7 protein-coding genes are annotated in these 7,139 nt (G+C 72.0%); 3 read left to right on the forward strand and 4 right to left on the reverse strand.

The window, feature by feature from the left end; genetic code table 11:
• Positions 1–4: 4 nt before the first annotated feature.
• From IEZ00_RS19720 to IEZ00_RS19735, 4 genes are all read right to left on the reverse strand, one after another.
• On the reverse strand, positions 5–844 hold the full coding sequence (locus tag IEZ00_RS19720; protein ID WP_229795902.1) for a carbohydrate ABC transporter permease: 840 nt from the start codon (positions 842–844) through the stop codon (positions 5–7).
• Positions 841–1,710 (reverse strand): carbohydrate ABC transporter permease, encoded by an 870-nt coding sequence (locus IEZ00_RS19725; protein WP_189224750.1) that lies wholly within the window; start codon positions 1,708–1,710, stop codon positions 841–843. Before IEZ00_RS19725 ends, IEZ00_RS19720 begins: the two co-directional genes overlap by 4 nt.
• Entirely contained in the window at positions 1,710–3,062 is a 1,353-nt protein-coding gene (locus IEZ00_RS19730) for an extracellular solute-binding protein (protein ID WP_189224751.1), read from the reverse strand. Before IEZ00_RS19730 ends, IEZ00_RS19725 begins: the two co-directional genes overlap by 1 nt.
• A gap of 187 nt (positions 3,063–3,249) precedes the next feature.
• Positions 3,250–4,251 (reverse strand): LacI family DNA-binding transcriptional regulator, encoded by a 1,002-nt coding sequence (locus IEZ00_RS19735; RefSeq protein ID WP_189224752.1) that lies wholly within the window; start codon positions 4,249–4,251, stop codon positions 3,250–3,252.
• A gap of 120 nt (positions 4,252–4,371) precedes the next feature.
• Here IEZ00_RS19735 and IEZ00_RS19740 point away from each other — a divergent pair, with 120 nt between their 5' ends.
• The 3 genes from IEZ00_RS19740 to lanM form a co-directional block, all read left to right on the forward strand.
• Positions 4,372–4,932, forward strand: coding sequence for a hypothetical protein (locus IEZ00_RS19740; protein WP_189224753.1), 561 nt, complete (start codon positions 4,372–4,374; stop codon positions 4,930–4,932).
• Between the two features lie 209 nt (positions 4,933–5,141).
• Entirely contained in the window at positions 5,142–5,786 is a 645-nt protein-coding gene (locus tag IEZ00_RS19745) for a hypothetical protein (RefSeq protein WP_229795903.1), read from the forward strand.
• 116 nt (positions 5,787–5,902) lie between these two features.
• On the forward strand, positions 5,903–7,139 hold a 1,237-nt coding region (gene lanM / locus IEZ00_RS36820; RefSeq protein ID WP_229795904.1), incomplete at its 3' end, for a type 2 lanthipeptide synthetase LanM.

Consider the following 7,139-nt stretch of genomic DNA (forward strand, 5'->3'; position numbering starts at 1 on the left):
GGGGTCAGCCCTTCACGGCGCCCGTGGTCAGGCCCGCCAGGACGTGCCGCTGGAACAGCAGGAACAGCGCCACCATCGGCGCGCTGGCCAGCACCAGAGCGGCCAGCAGCACGTTGACCGGCGTGTCCGGGGCGAAGCGCTGCAGCGCGACGCTGAGCGTCTGCCGCGCCGGGTCGGGGAACACCAGCAGCGGCCAGAGGAAGTCCTTCCACGCGGCGACCACCGCGAAGATCGACACCACCGCCAGGATCGGCCGGGACAGCGGCAGCACGACCCGCCACAGCAGGGTGAGCTGGCTCGCGCCGTCGATCCTGGCCGCCTCCAGCAGTTCTCGCGGCAGCTGGTCGAAGAACCTCTTGAGCAGGTAGATGTTGAACGCGTTGGCCGCGGCGGGCAGCCAGATGGCCGCGGGCGAGTTGATCAGCCCGAGGTCGGCGATGGTCAGGTAGGTCGGCAGCAGCAGCACGGCCGCGGGCAGCATGAGCGTGAGCAGCATCATGGCCAGGATTCCCCTGCCCAGCACCGGTTTGAGCCGGGACAGCGCGTACGCGGCGGGCACGTCCACGGCCAGCTGCACCGCCCACGCGCCGACCGCCACGACGACGGTGTTGAGGAAGTACCTGCCCAGGTCCATCAGCTGCCACGCCTCGGCGTAGGTCTGCGGGACCCAGGTCCGCGGCAGCACGGTCGGTGGCACGCGGGCCAGCTCCGCCGCCGGTTTCATCGCCGACAGCACCACCCAGACCAGGGGCAGCACGAAGACCGCGGTGAGCACGATCGTGGTGGCGCCGAGCGCGACCCAGTAGCCCGCGCGGTGCCGTCCCGGCGCGATGAGCGTCCTCACGCCTCCGCCTTCCTGGTGATCCTGAGGTACAGCGCGGAGAACGCGCCCAGCACGAGCAGCAGCAACAGGCTCAGGGCGCTGGCCGTGCCGAAGTCGTTGTAGTAGAAGGCGTAGCGGTACAGCAGGAGCAGCACGGTGACCGTGGAGTCCTCCGGTCCGCCGCCGGTCATGATGTAGGGCTCGGTGAACACCTGCATGGTCGCCACGACCTGCAGCAGCAACAGCACCAGCAGCACGAACCGGGTCTGCGGCACGGTCACGTGCCACAGCCGCCGGGCCACGCCCGCGCCGTCCAGCTCCGCGGCCTCGTACAGCTCGCCGGGGATGGACTGCAGCGCGGCCAGGTAGATCAGCGTGGCGGTGCCGAGGTTGGCCCAGGTCGCCACCAGCACCAGCGACAGCAGCGACGTGCCCGAGTCGTCCAGCCACCCCAGGCCCTCCAGCCCGAGCCCGCGCAACGCCGTGTTGAGCAGGCCGGGACCGGGGTCGTACAGCCACTTCCAGACCAGCGCCGCGACCACCGGCGGCAGCATCATCGGCAGGTACACCACCAGCCGGAAGTAGCCCTTGAAGTGCCGCAGCTCGTTGAGCACCACGGCCAGCCCGAACGGCACCGCGAACCCGAACACCAGCGCCAGCACCGTGAACAGCAGGGTGTTGCGCCACGCCACGGCGAACAGCGGGTCGGCGAACAGCCGCTCGAAGTTCTCCCAGCCGACCCACACCGGGTCGTTGACGAAGTCGACCTGCTGGAAGCCCAGCACGAGCCCGCGCGCGATGGGGTACCAGGAGAACACCGCGAAGCAGATCAGCGCGGCGGTGAGGAACCCGTAGGCGGTCAGGTTCTCCGCGACGCGGCGGCGCATCACTTCACCTGCGCCAGGACCTGGTTCACCTTGGCCTCGGCCTCCGCCAGCAGGGCGGTCGGGTCGGCGTCGCGGTTGGTGAGCACGGCCTGCATGGCGTTGTCCAGGACGGCGTAGACCTGCTGGGCGTTGGGCGGCTCGATCAGCCCCTCCGCCGTCGAGTCCACGTAGGACTGGAAGTTGCTCACCGGCATGGTGGCGTACTTCTGCTTCAGCGCCGCCTGCTGGGCCCGGATCTCACCGGTCCAGATGTCGGCGACCGGGGGCACCGGCAACCCCACGGGCTGCCCCTGTTCCTGGTAGCGCTGGAGGTTCTTCTCGAACCGGTCCGGGTTGAGGTACTTCCAGCCCAGCCACCTCATGGCCGCCTTGACCTTCTCCGGCGTGGCCTTGGGGTTGACCATGTAGCCCTCGCCGCCGATGAGCGTGCCGCCGCCCTCGGGGATTCCCGCCAGCCCGTAGGTCTTGTAGTCGCCCTTGAACTGGTTGACGATGGTGGGCACGTTGTCCGGGGCCGCCAGGTACATGCCCAGCCTGCCGGAGCCCATCATCTGCTGCACGTCCTCCAGGACCAGCAGCTGCTTGTCGCCCATGGAGTTGTCGGTCCAGCGCATGTCCTTGAGGTGCTGGAGGACCTGCTCGCCCTTGTCGTTGTCGAAGTCCGCGACCCACTTGTCGCCGTCCCGGCGCGCGATCCGGTTGCCCAGCGAGTAGTTCCAGGCGGTGAAGTGCCAGCCGCCCTGGTTGTTCTTGCTGTACTCGGCGAAGCCGACGGTGCCATCGCCCAGCGCGGCGATCTTCCTGGCGGCCTCGCGGACCTCGGCCCAGGTCCCGGGCGGCTGGTCGGGGTTCAGGCCCGCCCTGGTGAACAGCTCGCGGTTGTAGAGCAGGCCCATGGCGTAGTTGGCGGTGGGGACGCCGTAGACCTTGCCGTCCGCGCTGAAGACCTCGCGCAGCTCCTGGCGGATCTCGGAGTAGTGCGGGATGTCCTTGACGTGCGCGGTGATGTCGGCGGCCTGGCGGCGGGCGATGAGCTGCGCCGGGTCGGTGAAGTAGGCGTAGAACACGTCTTCCAGCTGGCCGCCCGCGAGCTTGGCGGAGAACGTCTTGGGGTCCATGAAGCCCTCGTGGGGCTGGATGTCGATGTCGGGGTTGGCGGCTTCGAACTCGGCCACGTCCTCGTCGAAGACCTTGCGCTCGAAGGCCTGCGTCTGCGGCGGCTGTCCGTTGATCGAGAGCACGACCTTGCCGCCACCCCCGGACGGCTGGGAGCCCGAGCACGCGACGGCGGTCAGGCCGAGGCTGCCTGCCAGCAGCAACCCCGCCGCTCTGCGGAGGCTGGATGAGTTCATGGTGGCGGACCCTCCTCGGGTGTGGTGAGGCGCACACGGTAAATCCGCCGAACATCTCTCCGCAAGATCTGTACGAAATCTCGCAACTTCGTGACAGAGAGCCGCCGCCGAGCCGCAAGTCCTGTCCACCCGGGCATGCCGAAGACCCCCGAGCGGCGAACTCGGGGGTCCTGGACGTTCTCGCGGGTTAGCGGGGCGCCGGGGCGGTGGAGGCGCGCACCACCAGCTCGGGCTCGAAGAGCAGCTCCTCGTCCGGCACGGCGGTGCCCGCGATCCGGTTGGCCAGCAGCTCCACCGCCGCCCGGCCCATCGCCTCGATCGGCTGGCGGACCGTGGTCAGCGGCGGCTCGGTGCACGTCATGAAGGCCGAGTCGTCGTAGCCGACCACCGACACGTCGTGCGGCACCCGCATCCCCTGCCGCCGCACCGCGCGGATCGCGCCCAGCGCCAGCGGGTCGCTCGCACACACCACCGCGGTCACCCCGCGCTGCAGCAGCCGGGTGGCCGCGGCCTGACCGCCCTCCAGGGAGAACATCGCGTGCTCCTCGGCCAGCTCCACGCCCGCCCGCTCGGCGCAGGCCACCAGCGCGGCCAGCTTGCGCCGCGACGGCACGTGGTCGGTCGGCCCCAGCACCGCGCCGATCCGGGTGTGCCCCAGCGCCACCAGGTGCCCGAACGCCTGCTCGACGGCCACCGCGTCGTCGCAGGACACGCGCGGGAAGCCCAGGTCCTCCACGGCGGCGTTGACCAGCACCGCGGGCAGCTTGCGCCGCGCCATCTGCCGGTAGTGCTCGTGCGGGGCGTCGGCCTGCGCGTACTGCCCGCCCGCGAACACCACCCCGGACACGTGCTGCTCCAGCAGCAGCTCCAGGTAGTCCGCCTCGGAGACGCCGCCCGCGGTCCGGGTGCACAGCACCGGCGTGAACCCGCGCTGCGCCAGCGCGTTGCCCACCACGTCGGCGAAGGCCGGGAAGATCGGGTTCTGCAGCTCCGGCAGCACCAGCCCGACCAGCCGGGCGCGCTCGCCGCGCAGCTGCGTCGGCCGCTCGTAGCCCAGCACGTCCAGCGCGGTCAGCACGGCCGACCGGGTAGCGTCCGACACGCCGGGCTTGCCGTTGAGCACCCGGCTCACGGTCGCCTCGCTCACGCCGACCTTCGCGGCCACCTCTGCCAACCGCCGTTGCGTCATGGAGCAACTATAGGGCAGGATTTGTCGCCCACTTGCGCAGGCTTGCACTCGTTTGCGTCCCCCGTCCCCCGTTCTCCGCTTCTATCCCCTACCGGGTGATCCGTGGGGTACAACTCCCCCATGACTAGGTGGGTGCTGCTGGTGGGCGCGCTGCTGTTGTCCGCCGGGTGCGCCGCACCGGTCGCGGGCAAGCCGGTGGCCGCACCGGTGACGTCGTCCGCCGCCGCGGCGGCTCCGGACGAGGTCGTGCGCTGGGTGGACAAGTTCTGCGGGGTGGCCAACTACCTCATCGCCGCGGGCTCGGTCAGCGCGGGCCAGCCGACCGGTGACCCGGCCCGGATGAAGCAGGCGATGAGCGAGTCGCTGGGCCGCGTGGTCGACGTGCTGGACGTGGCGCTGCACGACCTGGCCGAGCTCTCCCCCGCCCCGGACCCGGCCGCTGACACCTCGGTGGAGCTGATCACCACCCCGCTGGCCGAGGCGCGGGACAAGTTCGCCGCGGCCAGGGAAGCCGTCGACAACGCCCCCGAGCTGACCGGCGAGGTGTTCGAGGGCGTCATGAAGAACATGACCGAGGCCGTCACCGGGATGACCCAGGGCGTGGAGAAGCTGGCCGTGGTCTCGCTGCCCGAGCAGTTCCAGCGGGCCGTGCCGCAGGCGCCCAACTGCGCCCAGCGCTGACCGCACCCGGCGGGAAGGCCGGTCCCGCCGGTCGTGGACCCAATGGCGCGAAAGCACGGCTCACGATTTCCGCGGGAATGCTCGGACGTTGCTGGACCGCCTGGGTGAAAAACGTCCACGATCGACATTTCCGCAGGTCAGTGGCGCTACAGTGACCTCCGCAGACGTGCTCCTGGAAAGCCTCGCGCGGTCCGGAACGGGGGGCGGCGTTGATCGATGGTGGCGTGGTGGTGGGTTATCTCGCCGTGCTCATGACCCAGGCGGCCGGGCGGTTCGTCAACGACCGGATCGATGACGGCCTCAAGAGCCTCTACGACCGGGTGGTGCGCAGGCTCGGCGGCGGAGCGGTGCAGGACCTCCAAGCGGACCCGGCGGACGAAGCCGCGCGGGGGCGGGTGGCCAGGGCGGTGGAGAACGTCGCCGCGGTGGACCGGGGCTTCGCCGACGAGATCGCCGCGATCGTCGCCCGGCTGGACCAGGCGGGTGGCAGGCGGTTGGTCAACCAGGTGCGGGCGCGCACCAACGTCCAGCACTTCGGCTCGGGCGACCAGGCGACCCACGGCGGCGTCATCAACAAGAGCTGGTCCCGCTCCACCGAGCACCCCGGCAACTACTCCGGCGCTCCCGCGTGGGTCAAGGTGGCGACCGCGCTGGGCGCCCTCTGCGCGCTGGGGGGACTGGTCCTGCTGGTCTTCGACGTGGCCACGGCGATGTCGGCGGGGCGGGACGAGGTGGGCCGCCCGCTGCCGCCCGACCTCGACGTCCTGACGCGGGGCGCCGTCCTGTTCGTCGTGGGCCTGGCCCTGTGCCTGCTCGGGTCGCTGGGCCGGTCGATGTCCAAGCGCGGGTGGTGAAGTCCGCCGGACAGCGGCCTGCCGTTCGGGTTAGGCAACAGCGGGGGCGAACGGGGCGCGGAATGTGGGGGCGCAGCCCCCATGTGCGCGCGCCGCGGACGTGCCACGTTGTCACTGTGACTCACTCCGCCGTAGACCGGCCCGCCGCGACGTGGTGGTCCTGCGGCGTGCGCGGGACACCGCAGGACCAGGCCGTCCCAGGGGGGCGGCCCGCGTGGGCCGCGTTCGTGGAACGCGCCACCGCGACCGCGGCGCACGCCGCCTTCCCCGGCGGCACCTGGGAGGAGGGCTTCGCCTTCGCGCTGCGCCCGCTGGTGCGCGCGGCCACCGCGCTGGACCGGCGGCTCGACGACGACTTCGCCCGGCGGCTGAGCGGCAGGCTGGTCCGCATCGCCGCCCGCACCCTGGTGCTGGAGCTGAACCTGCGGCGGGTGGCGGGCGAGCTGTCCGGTGGCACGCCCCGGCAGCGCTTCGCCGACTTCGTCTCCACCGTGCGGCTGCCCGAGCTGTTCGCCGAGTACCCGGTGCTGGCCCGGCTGCTGGGGCAGACCTGCCTGCACGCGGTGCGGGCGCACCGCGACCTGCTGGACCGGTTCGCCGCCGACCGCGCGCGGATCGTGGCCGAGCTGCTGGGCGGGGTGGACCCCGGCGCGCTGGTCGCCGTGGAGACCGGCCTCGGCGACTCGCACGCGGGCGGCTGCTCGGTGAGCGTGCTGCGGTTCGCCGACGGCCGCAGGGTGGTCCACAAGCCGCGCCCGGTGCACCTGCACGCCCGCTTCACCGAGCTGCTGCGCTGGTTCGACGGGCACACCGGGCTGGGGCTGCGGCCGGTGGCGGCGGTGGCGGGCGACGGGTACGGCTGGCTGGAGTTCGTCGAGCACACCCCGTGCGCCGACGTGGCCGAAGTGGGCCGGTTCTACCGGCGGCTGGGCGGCCTGCTGGCGCTGCTGCACGCGGTGGACGCCACCGACATGCACTACGAGAACCTCATCGCCTGCGGCGACCAGCCGGTCCTGGTCGACGTGGAGACGCTGTTCCACCCGACGACGGGCGTCCCGGCCGACCCCGCCGCGTGGGCGCTGGCCCGGTCGGTGCACCGCACCGCCGTGCTGCCGCGGGTGCTGCTGGGCGAGCACGGCGCCCACGACGTCGGCGGGGTGGGCGGCGACCCCGCCGAGCGCTTCCCCGCCGACGTGGCCGCGTGGGCCGACGAGGGCACCGACCGGATGCGACTGGTGCGCGTGCCCGCGCCCACCGCGTCCGCGCACAACCGGCCCCGTGTGGGCGGGCGGGACGCCGAACCCGCCGACTACGAGTGCGCCCTGCTGGCCGGGTTCCGGCTGGGCTACGACG

The sequence above is a fragment of the Saccharothrix coeruleofusca genome (assembly GCF_014648515.1).
In the GTDB taxonomy this organism is placed as follows: Bacteria; Actinomycetota; Actinomycetes; order Mycobacteriales; family Pseudonocardiaceae; genus Actinosynnema; species Actinosynnema coeruleofuscum.

Excerpts from the sequence above, each read along its gene's own strand:
- IEZ00_RS19725 (WP_189224750.1), bottom strand. The coding sequence starts at position 1,710 with ATGCGCCGCCGCGTCGCGGAGAACCTGACCGCCTACGGGTTCCTCACC.
- IEZ00_RS19730 (WP_189224751.1), bottom strand. The coding sequence starts at position 3,062 with ATGAACTCATCCAGCCTCCGCAGAGCGGCGGGGTTGCTGCTGGCAGGC.
- IEZ00_RS19735 (WP_189224752.1), bottom strand. The coding sequence starts at position 4,251 with ATGACGCAACGGCGGTTGGCAGAGGTGGCCGCGAAGGTCGGCGTGAGC.
- IEZ00_RS19740 (WP_189224753.1), top strand. The coding sequence starts at position 4,372 with ATGACTAGGTGGGTGCTGCTGGTGGGCGCGCTGCTGTTGTCCGCCGGG.